The following is a 1,066-nucleotide window of genomic DNA, read 5'->3' on the forward strand; positions in this document are numbered from 1 at the left end:
GGTCTTGTAAAGACGATTCACCATCCGCGAATCGTACCTCAACTTCCCGAAATCCGCGAAATTCTTGCCCAGCCTCTGCGCTTCACCCGGGCTACGGTTCGCCGCGAACGATCAGTTCACCCGAGTCCAGGTCTGGCCGCCGCAGAACATGCCGCCGAAGGCGCAGCCCTGCACACGCAGGGTGTCGGAGCCCTTGAGCGCGATTGTCGAGTCATAGGTACTGCCGCTGTTCGGATCGAGGATGCGGCCGCTCCATTTGTCCTTGCTGGGCTTCATGTTGAGCAGGACCTGCTCGCCGTTCTGGTTCGACTGCTCGTCGACGGCATAGCCGCAGAGGTTGGCGCCGCACTGCTCGATGCGGACCTTGCCTTCCTTCTCCTCCGTCAGCCACACGCCGATCGGCGAATTGGCTTGCGCTGCCGCCGCTGGTGTCACGGGCTTCGCGACCGGCGCTGGAGTGGCTGTGGCGACCGTCGGAGCCGGGGCCGGAGGCGCAGCGGGCACCGCGGTCTGCTGGGTCTGCGGTGCCGGTGCGTTCGGCGCAACGGCTGCTGTCGCGGTCGAGGGTTCGGTGGAGGCCGCAGCCGGAGGCGGCGCAGCAGGAACGGGCGGCGGGGCGGCCGGTGCTGCGGCTTGCCCGGACTGAGCGGGAGCCGCCGGAGCTGGCGCGGATTGCGAATCGGTTTTCGCTTCCTGCGATTTCTGCTTGCGAGTGCCTTCCTCGCTCTTGGCGCGCTTGGATTTGCGGCCGGTATTGTCGTAGACGCCGGGGATCTGGACGGTGCCGCGATCGGGGTCGATGCGGATGGTGTGGCCACCATATTCGAAGGTGTACTGGGCCTGCGCTGCGGTGCTTGCGAGCAAAAGCGCAGCGATAGCCAGAAGCTTCTTCATGATGACCTCCAGAACGGGAATCCCCGGTCAGCGAAGCTACACATCAGCAACCTGATGCAACGTGACCTAGATCACTTTCAAAACGTAAGTCGTGTGCTAGTGGTCTATCACAGTGATTTTGACTCTTTGGGGGTGGCTGGATAGGCGCGGCCGAGTTTGGCGCGAGCTTTGT

Annotated in this window: 1 protein-coding gene; it reads right to left on the bottom strand. The window is 63.8% G+C overall.

Annotation, left to right across the window (positions count from 1 at the left end):
- Positions 1-111: 111 nt before the first annotated feature.
- A complete protein-coding gene (locus AAFX91_RS41895; protein WP_130578198.1) occupies positions 112-894 on the bottom strand; it encodes a DUF2147 domain-containing protein in 783 nt (260 codons plus the stop codon).
- Positions 895-1,066: the final 172 nt, after the last annotated feature.

Origin of the sequence: Bradyrhizobium sp. 31Argb (assembly GCF_043638955.1) — a bacterium.
Classification (GTDB): domain Bacteria; phylum Pseudomonadota; class Alphaproteobacteria; order Rhizobiales; family Xanthobacteraceae; genus Bradyrhizobium.

Coding starts and splice junctions, on each gene's coding strand:
- AAFX91_RS41895 (WP_130578198.1), bottom strand. CDS start 894: ATGAAGAAGCTTCTGGCTATCGCTGCGCTTTTGCTCGCAAGCACCGCA.